This is a genomic window from Vallicoccus soli (genome assembly GCF_003594885.1).
Taxonomy (GTDB): domain Bacteria; phylum Actinomycetota; class Actinomycetes; order Motilibacterales; family Motilibacteraceae; genus Vallicoccus; species Vallicoccus soli.
In genome coordinates, this window is the sequence record NZ_QZEZ01000002.1 from 248,131 (window position 1) to 265,347 (window position 17,217).

The following is a 17,217-nucleotide window of genomic DNA, read 5'->3' on the forward strand; positions in this document are numbered from 1 at the left end:
TCGGCAGTCCGCCCCGCGGGGCGCCAGAGCAGGCGCCCCCGTCAGCCCGTGGAGGGTCCTCCCCATGTCCGTCCGCACCGTGGCCCTGCTCACCGCAGGCGGCCTCGCTCCGTGCCTCTCCTCCGCCGTCGGCGGACTCATCGAGCGCTACACGGAGATCGCCCCGGACGTCGAGATCCTGGCCTACCGCGACGGCTACCAGGGCCTGCTCACCGGCGACTCGGTCCGCGTGACCCCCGAGGTCCGCGAGAGCGCGCACCTGCTGCACCAGTTCGGCGGCAGCCCCATCGGCAACAGCCGGGTCAAGCTCACCAACGTCGCCGACCTCGTCAAGCGCGGCCTCGTCGCCGAGGGCGACGACCCGCTGCGCGTCGCGGCCGAGCAGCTCACCCGCGACGGCGTGGACGTGCTGCACACCATCGGCGGCGACGACACCAACACCACCGCGGCGGACCTCGCGGCGTACCTCAGGCGCAACGACTACGACCTGACGGTCGTCGGGCTGCCCAAGACCATCGACAACGACATCGTCCCGGTGCGCCAGAGCCTCGGCGCGTGGACGGCCGCCGAGCAGTCCGCCCTCTTCGCCCGCAACATCGTCGCCGAGCACGGGTCGAACCCGCGCATGCTCATCGTCCACGAGATCATGGGCCGGCACTGCGGCTGGCTCGCCGCCGCGACGGCGAAGTACTACCGCGGCTGGCTCGACGACCGCGACAACCTCGGCTGGAACCCCGGCATCGGCCTGGACCGCATGAGCTGGGAGGTCCACGGCGTGTACGTCCCCGAGCTCTCCTTCGACGTCGAGGCCGAGGCCGCCCGCCTGCGCCGGACGATGGACGAGGTCGGCTGCGTCAACATCTTCCTCAGCGAGGGCGCGGGCATCGACACCATCGTCGGCGAGATCGAGGGCCGCGGCGAGACCGTCGCCCGCGACCCCTTCGGCCACGTCAAGATCGACACCATCAACCCCGGGTCCTGGTTCGCCGGGCAGTTCGCCGAGCGCATCGGCGCGCTGAAGACGATGGTCCAGAAGAGCGGCTACTTCAGCCGCTCCGCCGCCCCCAACGCCGACGACCTGCGCCTCATCAAGAGCTGCACCGACTACGCCGTCGAGTGCGCCCTGCGCCGCGAGCCCGGGCTCATCGGGCACGACGAGGCGGCCGGCGGGCGCCTGCGGGCCGTGGAGTTCGAGCGCGTCGCCGGCGGCAAGGCCTTCGACGTCACCACCCCCTGGTTCGTGCGGATGCTCGAGGAGATCGGCCAGCCGCTCGGCGAGCCCGCCGCCGCCCACTGACGCGCCCGGAGCACGCCGACCGGAGGGCGCATCGGCGCCGTGGACCAGGGGAAGGGGGACCGCCATGTGCGGGATCACCGGTGAGGTCAGGTTCGACGGCACGGCGGCCGACGTCGCCGCCGTCGCGCGGATGTGCGACGCGATGCAGCGGCGGGGCCCCGACGACCACGGGGTCCACGCCGCGGGGCGGATCGCCCTGGGCCACCGGCGGCTCTCGATCGTCGACCTGTCGACGTCGGGGCACCAGCCGATGGTCGACCCGGTCCTCGGCCTCGAGGTCGTCTTCAACGGGATGGTCTACAACTACAAGCAGCTGCGCGAGGAGCTGCGGGCCGCCGGCTACTCCTTCTTCTCCACCTCCGACACCGAGGTGGTCCTCAAGGCGTACCACCGGTGGGGCGAGTCGTTCGTCGACCACCTGCTCGGCATGTTCGCGATCGTCATCCACGAGCGCGACACCGGGCGGGTGGTCATGGCCCGCGACCGGCTCGGCATCAAGCCGCTCTACCTCGCCCAGGTCGGCGGCGCGCTGCGCTTCGCCTCCAGCCTCCCCGCCCTGCTGCGCGCGGGCGGGGTCGACACCTCGATCGACCCGGTCGCGCTGCACCACTACCTGTCCTGGCACGCGGTCGTCCCCGCCCCGCTGACCATCCTCCAGGGCGTGCGCAAGCTGCCGCCGGCGACGGTCCGGGTCGTGCAGCCCGACGGCGCCACCCGCGACCACGTCTACTGGTCGCCGGCGTACGAGCGCCTGCCCGAGCGCGCCGCGTGGTCCGAGCAGGACTGGGAGGAGGCCGTCCTCGAGGCGATGCGCGTCTCCGTCGAGCGCCGGCTCGTCGCCGACGTGCCCGTCGGGGTGCTCCTCTCCGGCGGCGTCGACTCCTCGCTCGTCGTCGGGCTGCTCGCCGAGGCGGGGCAGAGCGGGCTCGCGACGTTCTCCATCGGCTTCGAGTCCTTCGGCGGCGAGGAGGGCGACGAGTTCAAGTACAGCGACCTCGTCGCGGAGCGCTTCGCCACCAACCACCACCGCATCCGCATCGAGACCGAGCGCATGCTGCCGGCCCTCGACGACGCCATCCACGCGATGAGCGAGCCGATGGTCAGCCACGACGCCGTGGCCTTCTACCTCCTCTCCCAGGAGGTGTCGCGGCACGTCAAGGTCGTGCAGAGCGGGCAGGGCGCCGACGAGGTGTTCGGCGGCTACCACTGGTACCCCCCGCTGGCCGGCGTCGGGCGCGAGGAGTCCGTGGCGACGTACCGCCGGGCGTTCTTCGACCGCACCCACGAGGAGATGGCGCAGGTGCTCTCGCCCGCGTACCTCCTCGACCAGGACGCGAGCGGCGCCTTCGTCGCGGCGCACATGGGCCGGGCCGGCGCGGCCACCGCGGTGGACGCCGCGCTGCGGCTCGACACCGAGGTCATGCTCGTCGACGACCCGGTGAAGCGGGTCGACAACATGACGATGGCGTGGGGGCTCGAGGCGCGCGTGCCGTTCCTCGACCACGAGCTCGTCGAGCTCGCCGCCACCTGCCCGCCCGAGCTCAAGCTCGCGCAGGGGGGCAAGGGCGTGCTCAAGGAGGCCTCGCGGCGCGTCATCCCGTCGGAGGTCATCGACCGGCCCAAGGGCTACTTCCCGGTGCCGGCGCTCAAGCACCTGCAGGGTCCCTACCTCGAGCGGGTCCGCGACGCGCTGCAGGCGCCGGAGGCCCGTTCGCGCGGGCTGTTCCGCGAGGAGGAGGTGCAGCGCCTGCTCGCCGCGCCCAACGAGGACCTCACCCCGCTGCGGGGCAACCGGCTCTGGCAGCTCGCGCTGCTCGAGATGTGGCTGCAGGCCCAGGGCGTGCGGTGAGCGGGGGCGGCGACGTCGGCGGGGGCGGGTTCCGCCGCGGCACCGCCCCCCGGTCCTGGCCGCGCGGCGCCGAGCCGCCACGGCCCTCGGCCCGACCCTGGGAGGAGGCCCCCGAGCACCTGCGCAAGGGCATGGCCTCGGACGTCGTCCTCGACTGCGGCTGGGGCCGGCTGGTGTTCGGCCACACCTTCGACGAGCCGCTCGACGTGCGCGACGTGCTGCGCGCGGAGGAGGAGGGGCAGCGCGACATCTGCCTCTACCCGCGCGACCCGCACGTCCTCGTCTCCCGGGCGCCGGACGAGCTGTTCATCGACCCGAGCTTCACGTACCGGCTGGACTTCACCCGGTACCGCCCCCGCCGCGAGGTCATCCCCGGGGTCTTCGTGCGCAAGGTGCAGAGCCTGCAGGACGCCCACGAGATCAACCGGGTGTACGCCGGCGCGGGCATGGTGACCGCCGACCCGGAGCTCATCTGGGCCAACCAGCGCACGCCCGTGTTCACGTACCTCGTCGCGGAGGACGCGCGCACCGGGCAGGTGATCGGCACCGTGACCGGGATCGACCACGTCCTCGCCTTCGGCGACCCCGAGGGCGGCTCGTCGCTGTGGTGCCTCGCCGTGGAGCGCGGCGCCGGGGTGCCCGGGACGGGCGAGGCGCTCGTGCGGGTCCTCGTCGAGCGCTACCACGCCCGCGGCCGCGTCCAGCTCGACCTGTCGGTGCTGCACGACAACGCCCCGGCCATCGCGCTGTACGAGAAGCTCGGCTTCCGCCGCGTGCCCGTCTTCGCGGTCAAGCGCAAGAACCCGATCAACGAGCCGCTCTACGCCGGCGCCGGGGCGGACCTCGAGGGGCTCAACCCGTACGCGCGGATCATCGCCGACGAGGCCCGCCGGCGCGGGATCCGGGTGGACGTCATCGACGCGGAGTGGGGCGAGATGCGCCTCACCCACGGCGGCCGCTCCGTGGTCACCCGCGAGTCGCTCTCCGAGCTCACCAGCGCGGTGGCCATGAGCCGCTGCGACGACAAGCGCATCACCCGGCGCACCCTCGAGCGGGCCGGGCTGCGCGTGCCGCGGGGGCAGCTCTCCGCCGGGCCCGAGCAGGACAGCGCGTTCCTCGCCGAGGTCGGCGAGCTCGTCGTCAAGCCCTCCCGCGGCGAGCAGGGCCGCGGCATCACCGTGGGCGTCACCGACGCCGAGCAGCTGGCCCGGGCCGTCGAGCACGCCCGCTCGTACTGCCCCGACGTGCTGCTCGAGGAGCTCGTCGCCGGCGAGGACCTGCGGGTCGTCGTCATCGACCACGAGGTCGTCGCCGCCGCGGTGCGCCGGCCCGCCACCGTCGTCGGCGACGGGCGGCGCACCGTGCGCCAGCTCGTCGAGGTGCACAGCCGCCGGAGGGCCCGCGCCACGGGCGGGGAGTCGCGCATCCCCCTCGACGAGCGCACCGAGGCCACCGTCCGCGCGGCCGGGCACACCCTCGACGACGTGCTGCCCGAGGGGCAGGAGCTCGCCGTGCAGCGCACGGCGAACCTGCACACCGGCGGCACCATCCACGACGTCACAGCCCGGCTGCACCCCGAGCTCGCCGCCGCCGCGGTGAAGGCCAGCCGCGCCCTCGACGTCCCCGTGACCGGCCTCGACCTGCTCGTGCCGGCGGTCGACGGCCCCGAGTACGTCGTGCTCGAGGCCAACGAGCGCCCGGGCCTGGCGAACCACGAGCCCCAGCCCACCGCCGAGCGCTTCGTCGACCTGCTCTTCCCCGGCACGTCCGCCCGGCCCCGGGCGTGGCGGCCCCCCGAGCCCGGCTCCCGGCACGGCTGAGGGGGGCGCGGCCGTCCGTCCGCTCACCCGGCCGGCGGCTGCTGCAGCACCCACGTGTTGCCGTCGGGGTCGGCGAAGCCCACGAACCGGCCCCAGGGCTGCTCGTCGACCTCGCTCGCGGCGACCCCGCGCGCCAGGAGCTCGGCGCGCGCCGCCTCGACGTCCGCGACGACCATGAGCAGCCCCTGCTGCGACCCCGGCGCCATCTCGCTCGTCCCCTCGCCGATGACGACGCTGCACGCGGAGCCGGGCGGGGTGAGCTGCACGAAGCGCAGCCCCTCGTGCACCCGGTGGTCGTGGTCGGCGACGAACCCGACCCGCTCGACGTAGAACTCCTTGGCCCGGTCGGTGTCGGTCACCGGCACGGCGACGAGCTCGAGGCGCATGTCCACGGGGTCCTCCTGTCGGGTGCGGCGCCGGGCGTGTCCCGTCGCCGTCCCCGACGCTAGGCGCGCCTGCGGTCAGGTCCTGTCCGCTGTCGGCGCGTCCCGACGGTGCCGTGCGGTGAGTCCGGGGCGCGGCGGGGGTCGTACGGGGAGGAGGCCGACGACGGTGACCGAGGAGGAGCGATGACCGTCCAGCACGTGCTGTCCGTGGTGAGCGTCCGCGACCTGGCGGCGGCGGAGGCGTTCTACGCGCGGCTGCTCGACCGCGCGCCCGACAACCGCCCGATGCCCTCCCTGGTGGAGTGGCAGGTGGTGCCCGGGGCGTGGGTGCAGGCGTACGTCGACCCGGGGCTCGCGGGGTCGAGCCGGCTCAACCTCGCCGTCGACGACCTCGACGCCGAGCGCGAGGCGCTGCGGGCGCGCGGGCTGGACCCGCAGCCGGTGGTCGAGGCGTCCCGAGGCGTGCGGCTCTGCGCGCTCACCGACCCCGACGGCAACGTCGTCACCGTGATCGGCGGCTTCCGGGTCGAGTACTGAGCGTCGGGCCGCTGCACGACCGGCGCCGGGGAGGCGCATGATCGCGGCCGCGGGGCTGCATGGTCGCGGCCGGGGGGATGCGTGGTCGCGGCCGGGGGCTGCGTGGTCGCGGCGGGTCAGGCGTCGGGGACCTCGCGGCGCAGCTCGTCCAGCCAGGTGCGGGCGGTGGCGTCCGACGGGGCGCGCCAGTCGCCGCGGGGCGAGAGCGAGCCACCGGCGGACACCTTGGGCCCGTTCGGCAGGGCCGAGCGCTTGAACTGGCTGAAGGCGTAGAAGCGCTGGCAGAAGACCTCGAGCCAGTGCTTCACCTCGGCGAGGGTGTACGCCGTGCGCCGCTCCGGCGGGAAGCCGGGCGGCCAGGGGCCGCGGTCGACGTCCTCCCAGGCCCGCAGCGCGAGGAAGGCGACCTTGGAGGGGCGGAAGCCGTACCGCAGGACCTGGAAGAGGGCGAAGTCCTGCAGCGCGTACGGCCCGACCTTGGCCTCGGTGCTCTGCAGGACCTCCCCCTCGGCGGCCGGCACGAGCTCCGGGGAGATCTCGGTGGCCAGGATGAGCCGGAGCACCGCCCCGACCTCCTCCTCGAACCGCCCGGAGTCCGCGACCCAGCGGATGAGGTGCTGGATGAACGTCTTGGGCACGCCGGCGTTGATGTTGTAGTGCGACATCTGGTCGCCCACGCCGTACGTCGACCAGCCCAGCGCCAGCTCCGACAGGTCGCCGGTGCCCAGGACGATGCCGCCGCGCTGGTTGGCCAGGCGGAACAGGTAGTCGGTGCGCAGGCCCGCCTGCACGTTCTCGAAGGTGACGTCGTAGACCGGCTCGCCGGCGGCGTACGGGTGGCCGATCTCGCCGAGCATGAGCGAGGCGGTGGGGCGGATGTCGAGCTCCTCGAGCGTCACCCCGAGCGCCGTCGCGAGCCGCACGGCGTTGCCGCGGGTCTCCCCGCTCGTCGCGAACCCCGGCATCGTGAAGGCGAGGACGTCCGAGCGCGGGCGCCCGAGGCGGTCCATGGCGCGCGCGGCCACGATGAGCGCGTGGGTCGAGTCGAGCCCGCCGGAGACGCCGATGACGACCTTGGTCCCGCCGAGCGCGTCGAGGCGCCGCTCGAGGCCGGCGACCTGGATCGCGTACGCCTCGTAGCAGTCCTGCTCGAGCCGGGCCGGGTCGGCGGGGACGAACGGGAAGCGCTCGACGGTGCGGCGCAGCCCGAGGTCGGTGCGGGGCGGGTCGAGGACGAACCCGACGGTGCGGAACGCCCCCGTACGGTCCGCGAAGGCCCGCCGGTTGTCGTCGAACGTCCCCATCCGGGCGCGCTCCGCGCGCAGCAGGTCGAGGTCGACGTCGGCGACCGAGCGGCGCGGCCCCTGCGGGAAGCGCTCGGTCTCGGCGAGGAGCACGCCGTTCTCGAAGACCATCGTCTGCCCGTCCCACGACAGGTCCGTCGTGGACTCGCCCTCCCCGGCGGCGGCGTAGACGTACGCGGCGAGGCAGCGCGAGGAGGCCGAGCGGGCGTGGAGCCGGCGGTCCGAGGCCCGCCCGACGGTGATCGGCGAGCCGGAGAGGTTGGCCAGGACCGTGGCGCCGGCGAGCGAGGCCACCGCGCTCGGCGGCACCGGCACCCAGAGGTCCTCGCAGACCTCGACGTGCAGCACCAGCCCCGGCACGTCCTCCGCGGCGAAGAGCAGGTCGGGGCCGAACGGCGCCTCCTGCCCGGCGACCCGCAGCGTCCCGCGCACGTCGTCGCCGGGGGCGAGCTGGCGGCGCTCGTAGAACTCGCGGTACGTCGGCAGGTACGACTTCGGCGCGACGCCGAGCACCCGGCCCCGGTGCACGACGACCGCGGCGTTGTAGACGCGGTTCCGCCACCGCAGCGGCGCCCCCACGACGAGCACGGGCAGCAGGTCGGCGCTGCCGGCGACGACCTCGGCGAGCGCCTCCTCCACCGCGTCGAGCAGGGCGTCCTGCAGGAGCAGGTCCTCCACCGAGTAGCCGCAGAGCCCGAGCTCGGGGAAGACGGCGACGGCCACCCCGTCGTCGTGGCAGGCCGCGGCCTCCTCGAGCACCCGGGCGGCGTTCGTGCGGGGGTCCGCGAGGGCGACGGGCAGCGTGCAGGCGGCCACGCGGGCGAAGCCGTGGGAGTACGCGGAGCGGAACACGCGCCGATCCTCGCAGGGCCCTGCCGGGGCAGCGGGCGGCGGGCCCGGGGGCGCAGCCGGACGGCAGGGCCGGGCGGGGCGGCGCCGGCGCCCGAGGCCGTACGCTCGCCCCCGTGCGCCTGCTGCCCATCGACGAGGACTACCTCCGCGAGACCATGCTCGAGCTGCTGCGCATGCCCAGCCCCTCGGGCCGCACCGACTCGGTCATGCAGCTCGTCGGCGAGCACCTCACCAAGCTCGGCGTCAGCACGACGGTGACCCGCCGCGGCGTGCTGCGCGCGACGCTGCCCGGCGAGCTGCCCGGGTCGAGCCGGGCCGTCGCCGTGCACGCGGACACCATCGGCTGCATGGTCAAGCGGCTCAAGGACAACGGCCGCCTCGAGGTCGTGCCCGTCGGCACGCACAGCGCCCGCTTCGCCGAGGGCGCGCACGTGACGATCTTCGTCGACGACCTCGAGACGATCTACACGGGCACGGTCATCCCGCTGCTGTCGAGCGGGCACAACTACGGCGACGCGGTCGACACGCAGGGCGTGGGCTGGGAGCACGTCGAGGTGCGCGTCGACGAGCCGGTCGGCGGGGCCGCGGACCTCGCCGCGCTCGGCATCCAGGTCGGCGACTTCGTGGCGCTGGACGCCTCGCCGCAGGTCACCCCCAACGGCTTCGTCAAGTCCCGCCACCTCGACGACAAGGCGGGCGTGGCGGCGTGCCTGGCGGCGTACAAGGCCCTCACCGAGGCCGGGGTGGGCATCCCCGTGACCGCGCACCTGCTCGTCACCATCGGCGAGGAGGTGGGCGTCGGCGCGACCCACGGGCTCGACGACTCGGTCGCCGAGCTCGTCGCGGTGGACAACGCGGTCGTCGCCGACGGGCAGCAGTCCCGCGAGGAGACCGTCAACATCGGGATGCACGACTCGACGGGCCCGTTCGACTACCACCTGACGCGGCGCCTGCTCGCGCTCGCCCGCGAGCACCACCTGCCGGTGCGCCGCGACATCTACCGCTTCTACCGCTCCGACGCGGCGCCGGCGGTGGAGTCCGGGCTCGAGCTGCGCACCGCCCTCGTCGGCTTCGGCATCGACTCCAGCCACGGGCACGAGCGGACGCACCTCGACGGGGTGCGCGCCGTGGCCGAGCTGCTCGTGCTCTACCTGCAGTCGCCGCTGACCTTCGAGGAGTGGGACGCGACGCCGACCGGCCCGCTCGAGGAGTTCCCGAGCGTCACGGTGCAGCCGGCCGAGCCGGAGCCCGAGCACGGCCCCGGCCGCTGGGGCTGAGCCCGTCCCCCGACCCCGCGACCTGCTAGGTCCGCGGGTCCCCGTCGAGGCCCTGCTCGAGGGCGTACCGCACGAGCTGCGAGCGGTTGTGCAGCTGCAGCTTGCCCAGGACGTTCTGCACGTGGTTCTGCACGGTGCGGTGGCTGATGCCGAGGCGCTCGGCGACCTGCTTGTACGGCACCCCGGTCGCCACGGCGCGCAGCACCTCGGTCTCCCGGGCGGTGAGGCTGGGCGCCGCGGGGCCCTCGCCCGCGGGCGCGGCGGCCATGCGGCGGTACTCGCCGAGCACCAGGCCCGCGAGCCCCGGCGTGAAGACGGCCCGGCCCTCAGCCGTGGCCCGCACGGCGGCGACGAGCTCCTCGCGGGACGCCGACTTCACGAGGTAGCCGGTGGCGCCCGCCTTCACCGCCTCGAGCACGTCGCCCTGCTCCCCGCTCGCCGACAGCACCAGCACCCGCACCGGCGGCTCCCCCGCCGTCACCCGGCGCGCCACCTCGACGCCGGGGACGCCGGGCAGCTGCAGGTCGAGCACGAGCACGTCCGGGCGCGCCGCGGGCACCCGGCGCAGCGCCTCGTCGCCGGTGGCGGCCGTGGCGACGACGGCGAACCCCTCCTGCTCGAGGTCGCGGGCCACCGCGTCGCGCCACATCGGGTGGTCGTCCACGACCATCACCCGCAGCGCCGCGCTCACCGCGGCACCCGCAGCTCGACCGTGGTGCCCGTGCCCGGCGCGGAGGCCACCGAGGCCGCGCCCCCGAGGTCGCGCACCCGGCCCACGATGGACTGCGCGACGCCCAGCCGGCCGGCGGCCACCGCCTCCTCGAGCCGCCCCGGGGCCACGCCGGGCCCCTCGTCGCGCACCACGACCGTCACCGCGTCCCCCTCGTCGTCCACGAGCACCCACACCGGCGCGCCCGGCGCGTGCCGGCGCGCGTTGTCCAGCGCCGCCCCCACCGCCGCGGCCAGCTCCCGCGCGGTCGCGGCCGGCAGCTCCACGGCCCCCGCCGGCGCGGCGACCTGGGCGCCCGGGCCGGCCAGGGACCGTACGAGCGCCACGAGGTCCAGCTCCGCCGGCGGGGCGGCCGCCCGGCTCGCGCCGCCCGGGGCCGCCGCCCGCCCGGCGACGAGGGAGCGCAGCGCCGCCTCCTGCTCCGCGGCCAGCCGGGCCAGCGCGGGGTCCACGCCGTCGCCGGCGCGCCGCCCGACGAGGGCGAGCACCTGGAGCACCCCGTCGTGCACCACCCGCGCGAGCCGGTCGCGCTCCTGCGCGGCCGCGAGCCGGCGCTGCTCGCGGGCCAGGCGCTCCTCCGCGTCGCGGGCCCGGCGCACGGCCCAGCCGACGATCGCGCCGGCGAGGAGGAGCAGCAGCGCGTTGTGCAGCGTCGTCGGAGCGGGCTCGCCGCGCACCGCGAGCCCCGCCGCGCCGACCACGAGGGCCGCCCCGGCGCCGGCCCAGGGGCCGCGGACCACCGCCGCGGCGAGGACGGCGGCGGCGGGCCAGACGATCGGCAGCGTCTGCGTGCCCCGGTCGATCCGCTCGGGCGCGTCGACGAGGGCCGTGCTGAGCACGGCGCACGCGGCGAGCACGACGTCGAGCACGGCCACCCGGTCGCGCGGGGCGCGGGCGTAGAGCGGGACGGCCGCGGCCGTCCACAGCGCCATCGCGGCCACGACCGCCCACGCCAGGCCCGGCCGGGGCAGCTCGCCCTGCACCCGGACGAGGACGGCGGCGGCGTACGCCAGCGCGAGGGCGCGGAACACCGCGACCGCCCGCCACAGCGGGACCTCGACCGCCGGCACGGGCGCGCGGAGCGGGGCGGGTCAGGCGGCGGGGCGGTCCACGGCGGAGGTGCCGCCCCCGGAGCCGCCGGCGCGCTTGAGGGCCTCCTTGGCCGACGCGGCGTACACGTCGACGTACTCCTGCCCGGAGAGCTGCATGAGCTCGTACATGACCTCGTCGGTGATGGACCGCAGGACGAACCGGTCGCCCTCCATGCCCTCGTAGCGCGAGAAGTCCAGCGGCCTGCCGATGCGCACGCCCACCCGCATGACCTTGGGGATGACCTGGCCGGGCGGCTGCGCCTTCTCGGTGTCGATCATCGCCACCGGGATCACGGGGACCCGGCCCTCCAGCGCCATGCGGGCCACGCCGGTCTTGCCGCGGTAGAGCCGCCCGTCCGGGGAGCGGGTGCCCTCGGGGTAGATGCCGAGCAGCTCGCCCGAGCGCAGCACCTTGAGCCCGGTGCGCAGCGCCGCCTCGCTCGCGCGGCCGCCGGAGCGGTCCACCGGGAGCTGGCGCGCGGCCTCGAAGAACTTCGCCGTCGCACGGCCCTTGAGCCCGCGGCCGGTGAAGTAGTCGGACTTCGCCAGGAACGTCACCCGCCGGTCGAGCACGAGCGGCAGGAAGATCGAGTCGGAGAACGAGAGGTGGTTGCTGGCGAGGATCGCCGCCCCCTCGGCGGGCACGTTCTCCAGGCCCTCGACCTCGGGCCGGAACGCGACCCGCAGGGCCGGCCCGACCAGGAGGTGCTTGAGCACCCAGTAGAACATCCGCCACCTCCGCCGAGCCGTGTCGGTGAACACTATGGCAAGCCCGTGCCCGCGTGCGACGATGCGCGGGTGCCGTGCCCGCCGCTCCCCCGCCGACCGGTCCCAGGGCGGCCCTGAGTGGCCGGCCCCGCCGGCCGCGGCAACGGGCTGACCGCCGCGGCGTACGTCCCCCTGGCCGACCTGCAGCCCTACGTCGCCGACGCCGTGCTCGACCTGCTCGCCGACGCCGGCATCGCGGCGTACGCGGCCCCGGCGGGCGAGCGGCGCACCAGCGAGATCGTCGCGCCGCGCGTGCGCAGCGTCCTGGACCGGGTCTACGTCGACAGCGGCTCGCGCGAGCGGGCCCGGACCCTGCTCGCCGCGGCGCGCGAGGACCTCGAGGGCGGCCCCGCGGGTCCCGCGGGCCCCGCCGCGCCCGCGTCCCCCTCCTCCCCCGCGTCGCCCCCCGCCGCGCCGAGCGACGACGAGGTGTGGGCGCAGCTCGTCGCCTCGTACGACGCCCCGGCGCCGGCCGGCGCCGGCCCGTGGCCGGACGCGGAGGACGTGGCCCGCGAGGACGTCCCCCGCGGCCTGCGGTGGCGTCGCGCGGACGACGCGGCGCCGGCGGGCGCCGGCGGGGAGGACGCGGACGGGACCGGCGACCCCGACGACGACTGGGGCCCCCGCCGCCCGGAGGGCGGGGAGCCGGCGCCGCGCCGCGACCCCGAGGAGCACTTCGTCCCGCCGCCCCCGCCGCCGCTGCCCCGCGGGGACGCGGTCTCGCGCTGGGCCTGGCTGGGCCTGCTCGGCACCCCCGTCTTCTTCTTCCTCGCCGTGCTCCTCGACCTCGACCTCGAGGGCTGGATGGTGCTCCTCGGCGTCGCCGCCTTCGTGGGAGGCTTCGTCGTGCTCGTGGCCCGCATGGGCGACGGGCGCGGCGACGCCGACGACGGCGCCGTCGTCTGAGCCGACGGGCGGGAGGCGGAGCGGCGTGGCCGGGATGAGCGAGACCGTCGAGATCCGGGGCCACCTCATCGACTCGGGCGTGCTGTCCGGCGTGCTCGACGCGATCCGGGAGTACGGCGCCGACTACACGATCGACCGGTTCGACGTCGGCAAGGACCAGCCCGACGCGTCGTACGCGCGCCTCACCGTGCGCCACGACGACGCCGCGACCCTGGCCCGGCTCCTCGGCACCCTGCAGGGCGCCGGGGTCAACCTCGCCGAGGCCGCGGACGCGCTGCTGCGCCCGACCGACGGCGACGGGGTCTTCCCGGAGGACTTCTACTCCACGACGAACCTCGAGACGTCCGTGCGCCTCGGGGGCCGGTGGGTGCCGGTGGAGCCGCCGGAGATGGACTGCGGCATCGTCGTCGCGGACGGGCGGGCGCGCACCGTCGCGGTGAGCGACGTGCGCGCCGGCGAGCTCGTGGTCTGCGGCGCGCGCGGCGTGCGCGTCGAGGTGCCGCAGCAGCTGCGCTCCTCGGCGGAGGCGTTCGAGTTCATGAACTCGGTCGTGTCGAGCGAGAAGCCGCAGGCCCTGCTCGTGCGCCAGGTCGCCGACGAGGTCCGCGCGGTCAAGGCCCGCGGCGAGCGGGTGCTCTGGGTGGCCGGCCCGGCGGTCGTGCACACCGGCGCCGCCCCGGCGATGGTCGCGCTGGTCGAGGCGGGCTTCGTCGACGTCCTCTTCGCGGGCAACGCCCTCGCCACCCACGACATCGAGTCCGCCCTCTACGGCACCTCGCTCGGGGTGGACCTGACCCGCGGCGCCGGCGTCGACCACGGCCACGAGCACCACATCCGGGCCATCAACCGCATCCGCCGCGCCGGGTCGATCGCCGCGGCGGTCGAGCAGGGCGTGCTCACGGGCGGGGTCATGCACGCGCTGGTGCGCCAGGGCGCGCCGTACGTCCTCGTCGGCTCGGTCCGCGACGACGGCCCGCTCCCCGACGTGCTCACCGACGTCGTCGAGGGCCAGCGCGCCATGCGCCGCGAGCTGCACGACGTCGGCGTCGCGGTCATGGTGGCGACGATGCTGCACTCCGTCGCCACGGGGAACCTCCTGCCCGCGCGCGTGCCGCTCTTCTGCGTCGACATCAACCCCGCGACGGTCACCAAGCTCTCGGACCGCGGCTCCTCGCAGGCCCAGGGCATCGTCACCGACATCGGGCTGTTCCTCGAGACCCTCGCCGGCGAGCTCGTCCCGGGGTGGGACGCGCAGCGCTGAGCGGGGCCGGGGGGCCCGGGCGCCGGTCACGGTGACCGGGGGGAGCTGCTCAGGTTAGGCTCACCTGCGTACGTCCTCCCCGAGCCGCTGGAGCACCGCGACCCATGACCGCTGCGGCACCCCCCGCCCCCGTACGGGCGGACCCGCCGGCGCGGGGGCTCGCCCGGGCGCGCGGCGCGCGGGTCGCCGTCCTGCTCGCCGTCACCGCGGCGCTCGTCGTCGTGGTCCTCGCGAGCATCGCGGTCGGCGCGCGCTCGATCCCCCTCGGCGAGGTGTGGTCCGCCCTGTGGTCCCCCACGGGCTCGGACGAGGACGTCATCGTGCGCTCGCTGCGCGTCCCGCGCACCGTCCTCGGGCTCGCCGTGGGCGCGGCGCTGGGGGTCGCCGGCGCGCTCATCCAGGGCCACACCCGCAACCCGCTGGCCGACCCCGGGCTGCTCGGCGTCACCTTCGGCGCGTCCTTCGCCGTGGTCCTCGCCATCTACCTGCTGGGGGTCACCTCGGCGCTCGGGTACGTCTGGTTCGCCTTCGCCGGCGCCCTGGCCGCCAGCGTCGTCGTCTTCGTCCTCGGCTCGGCCGGCCCGGCCGGGGGCACGCCCGTGACGCTCGCGCTCGCCGGCGCCGCCGTCAGCGCCCTGCTGCAGGCCCTCACCAGCGCGGTGGTGCTGCTCGACGTGACCACCCTCGACGCGTACCGGTTCTGGAACGTCGGCTCGCTCGCCGGGCGCGACGTGGAGGTCCTCGGCCAGCTCGCGCCGTTCCTCGTGCTCGGCCTGGTCCTGTCGCTCGCGCACGCCCCCGCCCTCAACACGCTGTCCCTCGGCGAGGACGTCGCGCGCGGGCTCGGCCAGGACGTGCGCGCCACCCGGGTCGTCGGCGTCGTGGCCATCACCCTGCTCGCCGGCGCCGCGACCGCCGCCTGCGGGCCGATCGCCTTCGTCGGGCTCGTCGTGCCGCACGTGGCCCGCGCGCTGACCGGGCCCGACCAGCGCTGGCTCGTCCCCTGCGCCGGGCTCCTCGGCGCCCTGCTGCTGCTCACCGCCGACGTCGTCGGCCGGGTCGTCGCCCGGCCCGGCGAGCTGCAGGTCGGCATCGTGCTGGCCGTCGTCGGCGCGCCGTTCTTCGTCGCGCTCGTGCGCCGGCGCAAGCTGGCCGCCCTGTGAGCGCCACCCTGCAGCGCCCGCCGGCCGGGCCGCTGCCGCACCGGCGCGCCGTGCGCCTCGGCCCGGTGTCGGGCACCTGGACCCCCCGCGGCGTCCTCGTCCCGCTCGTCCTCGCCGCGCTCTGCGCCCTGCTCGTGGCGCTCGGCGTGGCCCGCGGCGACCTGGCCCTGCCCCTGGGCGACGTGCTGCGCATCCTCGCCGGCGGCGGCGAGGGCGCGGAGCGCTTCGTCGTGGTGGACCTGCGCCTGCCCCGCGCGCTGACCGGGCTGCTCGTCGGCGCGTCCTTCGGGCTCGCCGGGGCGCTCACGCAGACCATCACCCGCAACCCGCTGGCCAGCCCCGACCTGCTGGGCATCACCGCCGGCGCCGGCGCCGCGGCGGTCGCCCTCATCGTCCTGGGCGGCGGCGCCGCCGGGGGCGCCCTCGCGTACGTCGGCCTCCCGCTCTCCGCGCTGCTCGGCGGCCTGCTCACCGGGGTCGCGGTGTACGCGCTGGCGTGGCGCGGCGGCATCGACGGCTTCCGCTTCGTCCTCGTCGGCATCGGGTTCAGCGCGGCCCTGGGCTCGGTGACGTCCTGGCTGCTGCTGCGCGCGGAGATCACCGACGCGGGGCGCGCCCAGGTGTGGCTCACCGGCAGCCTCAACGCCCGCGGCTGGGAGCACGTGCTGCCCGCGCTCGTGGCGCTCGTCGTCGTCGGCGGCGCCGTGCTCGTGGCCGCGTTCGCGCTGCGGGCGCTCGCGCTCGGCGACGACAGCGCCCGCGGGCTCGGGGTGCGCCTGCAGCTCGGGCAGGGCGCGCTGCTGCTCGCCGGCGTGGTCCTCGCCGCGGTCGCCACCGCCTGCGCCGGCCCCATCGCCTTCGTGGCCCTCTGCGCGCCGCAGATCGCGCTGCGCCTCGTGCGCAGCCCCGGGCCGCCGCTGCTGGCCAGCGCGCTCGTCGGCGCCGCCATCGTCCTGGGCGGCGACCTCGTGGCCCGCACCCTCCTGCCCGTCGAGCTGCCGGTCGGCATCGTGACCGCCGCGCTCGGGGCGCCGTACCTGCTCCACCTGCTCGTCCGCCGCACCCGGGAGGCCAGCGCATGAGCCCCAGCACCCCCGTCGCGCCGCACCCCGGCGTGCCCGAGGACCTGCGCGCCCCCCGGGCGCGGCTGCAGGCGCGCGGCGTGACCCTCGGCTACGGCGAGCGGGTCGTCGTCGACGGCCTCGACCTCGAGGTCGTCGAGGGCACGGTGACCGCGGTGATCGGTCCGAACGGCTGCGGCAAGTCCACCCTGCTGCGCGCCCTCGGGCGCCTGCTGGCCCCGCGCGGCGGGCAGGTGCTGCTCGACGGCAAGCGGATCGACGCGCTGCGCACCCGCGACGTCGCCAAGGTGCTCGGGCTGCTGCCGCAGGCGCCGACCGCCCCCGAGGGGCTGACCGTCGGCGACCTGGTGGCGCGCGGGCGCCACCCGCACCAGTCGTGGTTCCGCCAGTGGTCCCGCGACGACGAGGAGCACGTCGCCGAGGCGCTGACCCGCACCGGGATGCTCGAGCTCGCCGACCGGCCCGTCGACGAGCTCTCGGGCGGGCAGCGCCAGCGCGCCTGGATCTCCATGGCCCTCGCGCAGGGCACCGACGTGCTCCTGCTCGACGAGCCCACGACCTACCTCGACCTGGCGCACGCCGTCGACGTGCTCGACCTCGTCGACGAGCTCAACGCCACCCTCGGGCGGACCGTCGTCATGGTCCTGCACGACCTCAACCTGGCCGCCCGCTACGCCGACCGGCTCGTCGTCATGGCCGGCGGGCGCGTCGTCGCGGCCGGAGCCCCCGGCGACGTGCTCACGCCGGAGCTGCTCGAGGAGGTCTTCGGCCTCGCCGCGCGGGTCCTGCCCGACCCCGTCACGGGCCGTCCCCTCGTGGTGCCCGTGGGGCGCCGCCGCCGCTGAGGGTTGGGGCGGGCCCCGGCGGAGCACGCTCCCGGGCGTCGAGGACGAC

15 protein-coding genes are annotated in these 17,217 nt (G+C 76.1%); 10 read left to right on the forward strand and 5 right to left on the reverse strand.

From position 1 onward, the window contains the following. Positions 1–64 precede the first annotated feature (64 nt). The 3 genes from D5H78_RS06325 (at position 65) to ngg (ending at position 4,966) form a co-directional block, all read left to right on the forward strand. Positions 65–1,297 carry a pyrophosphate--fructose-6-phosphate 1-phosphotransferase gene (locus D5H78_RS06325; RefSeq protein WP_119949585.1) on the forward strand — a complete coding sequence of 411 codons (1,233 nt, stop codon included), beginning with the start codon at positions 65–67 and terminating at the stop codon, positions 1,295–1,297. Between the two features lie 64 nt (positions 1,298–1,361). Next, entirely contained in the window at positions 1,362–3,146 is a 1,785-nt protein-coding gene (locus D5H78_RS06330; RefSeq protein ID WP_119949586.1) for an N-acetylglutaminylglutamine amidotransferase, read from the forward strand. After that, positions 3,143–4,966, forward strand: a complete 1,824-nt coding sequence (gene ngg, locus D5H78_RS06335; RefSeq protein WP_218566303.1) for an N-acetylglutaminylglutamine synthetase — start codon at positions 3,143–3,145, stop codon at positions 4,964–4,966. Before D5H78_RS06330 ends, ngg begins: the two co-directional genes overlap by 4 nt. A 23-nt stretch (positions 4,967–4,989) precedes the next feature. Here the strand turns inward: ngg and D5H78_RS06340 are convergent, their stop codons facing one another. Then, complete coding sequence (locus D5H78_RS06340) at positions 4,990–5,358, reverse strand: glyoxalase superfamily protein (RefSeq protein ID WP_119949587.1); 369 nt, start codon at positions 5,356–5,358, stop codon at positions 4,990–4,992. A gap of 177 nt (positions 5,359–5,535) precedes the next feature. Here D5H78_RS06340 and D5H78_RS06345 point away from each other — a divergent pair, with 177 nt between their 5' ends. Further along, entirely contained in the window at positions 5,536–5,889 is a 354-nt protein-coding gene (locus D5H78_RS06345; RefSeq protein WP_119949588.1) for a VOC family protein, read from the forward strand. Between the two features lie 116 nt (positions 5,890–6,005). Here the strand turns inward: D5H78_RS06345 and D5H78_RS06350 are convergent, their stop codons facing one another. Then, positions 6,006–8,045 (reverse strand): NAD(+) synthase, encoded by a 2,040-nt coding sequence (locus D5H78_RS06350; protein WP_119949589.1) that lies wholly within the window; start codon positions 8,043–8,045, stop codon positions 6,006–6,008. A gap of 113 nt (positions 8,046–8,158) precedes the next feature. On the opposite strand from D5H78_RS06350, the gene D5H78_RS06355 reads away from it, so the two are divergent. Further along, positions 8,159–9,322: an osmoprotectant NAGGN system M42 family peptidase gene (locus tag D5H78_RS06355; protein ID WP_218566304.1), complete on the forward strand. Its 1,164-nt coding sequence runs from the start codon at positions 8,159–8,161 to the stop codon at positions 9,320–9,322. 25 nt (positions 9,323–9,347) lie between these two features. On the opposite strand, the gene D5H78_RS06360 is transcribed toward D5H78_RS06355, so the two are convergent. The 3 genes from D5H78_RS06360 to D5H78_RS06370 are packed head-to-tail and all read right to left on the reverse strand — an operon-like array spanning position 9,348 to position 11,872. Further along, positions 9,348–9,992 carry a response regulator transcription factor gene (locus tag D5H78_RS06360; RefSeq protein ID WP_119949918.1) on the reverse strand — a complete coding sequence of 215 codons (645 nt, stop codon included), beginning with the start codon at positions 9,990–9,992 and terminating at the stop codon, positions 9,348–9,350. Positions 9,993–10,009: 17 nt separating this feature from the next. After that, positions 10,010–11,122 (reverse strand): MacS family sensor histidine kinase, encoded by a 1,113-nt coding sequence (macS, locus tag D5H78_RS06365; RefSeq protein ID WP_119949590.1) that lies wholly within the window; start codon positions 11,120–11,122, stop codon positions 10,010–10,012. Positions 11,123–11,143: 21 nt separating this feature from the next. Next, on the reverse strand, positions 11,144–11,872 hold the full coding sequence (locus tag D5H78_RS06370) for a lysophospholipid acyltransferase family protein (protein WP_119949591.1): 729 nt from the start codon (positions 11,870–11,872) through the stop codon (positions 11,144–11,146). Positions 11,873–11,989: 117 nt separating this feature from the next. On the opposite strand from D5H78_RS06370, the gene D5H78_RS06375 reads away from it, so the two are divergent. The 5 genes from D5H78_RS06375 to D5H78_RS06395 all read left to right on the forward strand — a co-directional run bounded on the left by D5H78_RS06375 (position 11,990) and on the right by D5H78_RS06395 (position 17,168). Next, positions 11,990–12,817, forward strand: a complete 828-nt coding sequence (locus D5H78_RS06375) for a hypothetical protein (protein ID WP_119949592.1) — start codon at positions 11,990–11,992, stop codon at positions 12,815–12,817. Positions 12,818–12,851: 34 nt separating this feature from the next. Then, positions 12,852–14,078: an ornithine cyclodeaminase, nickel-pincer nucleotide-dependent gene (locus D5H78_RS06380; protein ID WP_119949919.1), complete on the forward strand. Its 1,227-nt coding sequence runs from the start codon at positions 12,852–12,854 to the stop codon at positions 14,076–14,078. Between the two features lie 104 nt (positions 14,079–14,182). After that, positions 14,183–15,241, forward strand: a complete 1,059-nt coding sequence (locus D5H78_RS06385) for a FecCD family ABC transporter permease (RefSeq protein WP_119949593.1) — start codon at positions 14,183–14,185, stop codon at positions 15,239–15,241. Further along, positions 15,238–16,323: a FecCD family ABC transporter permease gene (locus tag D5H78_RS06390; RefSeq protein ID WP_218566307.1), complete on the forward strand. Its 1,086-nt coding sequence runs from the start codon at positions 15,238–15,240 to the stop codon at positions 16,321–16,323. Before D5H78_RS06385 ends, D5H78_RS06390 begins: the two co-directional genes overlap by 4 nt. After that, complete coding sequence (locus tag D5H78_RS06395; RefSeq protein WP_119949594.1) at positions 16,320–17,168, forward strand: ABC transporter ATP-binding protein; 849 nt, start codon at positions 16,320–16,322, stop codon at positions 17,166–17,168. Before D5H78_RS06390 ends, D5H78_RS06395 begins: the two co-directional genes overlap by 4 nt. The last annotated feature ends 49 nt before the right edge of the window (positions 17,169–17,217 follow it).

What these genes read in the sequence shown, in the direction of transcription:
- D5H78_RS06325 (WP_119949585.1), top strand. Translation starts at nt 65, where the DNA reads ATGTCCGTCCGCACCGTGGCCCTGCTCACCGCAGGCGGCCTCGCTCCG.
- D5H78_RS06385 (WP_119949593.1), top strand. Translation starts at nt 14,183, where the DNA reads ATGACCGCTGCGGCACCCCCCGCCCCCGTACGGGCGGACCCGCCGGCG.
- D5H78_RS06370 (WP_119949591.1), bottom strand. Translation starts at nt 11,872, where the DNA reads ATGTTCTACTGGGTGCTCAAGCACCTCCTGGTCGGGCCGGCCCTGCGG.
- D5H78_RS06345 (WP_119949588.1), top strand. Translation starts at nt 5,536, where the DNA reads ATGACCGTCCAGCACGTGCTGTCCGTGGTGAGCGTCCGCGACCTGGCG.
- D5H78_RS06360 (WP_119949918.1), bottom strand. Translation starts at nt 9,992, where the DNA reads ATGGTCGTGGACGACCACCCGATGTGGCGCGACGCGGTGGCCCGCGAC.
- D5H78_RS06380 (WP_119949919.1), top strand. Translation starts at nt 12,852, where the DNA reads ATGAGCGAGACCGTCGAGATCCGGGGCCACCTCATCGACTCGGGCGTG.
- D5H78_RS06395 (WP_119949594.1), top strand. Translation starts at nt 16,320, where the DNA reads ATGAGCCCCAGCACCCCCGTCGCGCCGCACCCCGGCGTGCCCGAGGAC.
- D5H78_RS06330 (WP_119949586.1), top strand. Translation starts at nt 1,362, where the DNA reads ATGTGCGGGATCACCGGTGAGGTCAGGTTCGACGGCACGGCGGCCGAC.